Source organism: Vibrio sp. 378, from assembly GCF_033339435.1.
On sequence record NZ_JAWOUO010000908.1, the window covers coordinates 1 to 576 of the forward strand.

1 protein-coding gene is annotated in these 576 nt (G+C 44.1%); it reads right to left on the reverse strand.

The genetic code is table 11. From position 1 onward, the window contains the following. Positions 1–576 (reverse strand): GTPase Era (era, locus tag R7Q48_RS29535; protein ID WP_318133927.1); only part of this gene is annotated, 576 nt, incomplete at both ends.

Below are 576 nucleotides of genomic sequence, written 5' to 3' on the forward strand. Positions count from 1 at the left end.
TGACCATTACGTTCAACAAGAATCAAAGCATTGATATGGAAACCGTCGGTTTCTGGGTTGTAGTCGAAACGCTCAATCTCAACCGTTACAGAATATGGCAGTTCATCACCAGTAAAGCGCATTAGCTTTTCACGTACGATTTCTGAAGCCATGAACTGCTTAGAGCGATCCGTTACGTATTCTTCAGGGAAGTGATGCGTCGCTTTCGGCAGGTGATTACGTACGTGCTTGCGCAATACATCAATGTTCTTACCTTGCTTCGCAGAGATTGGCACTACATCGACAAAGTCCATTTTTTTAGACATTTCAGCCATGTGTAGCATCACTTCATTACGATCTTGCACGTTATCGACTTTGTTAACACAAAGTACAACAGGGAAGTTCGATTTCTGAAGCTTGGTCAACACCATCTCGTCGTCTTTAGTCCAATGGGTACCATCGACCAAGAAGAAAACTAGGTTCACGTCACTCAACGAGGAGTTTGCAGCGCGGTTCATCAAACGGTTGATCGCACGCTTTTCTTCAATGTGAAGTCCTGGTGTATCAACGTAAATCGCTTGGTAATCACCATCTGTG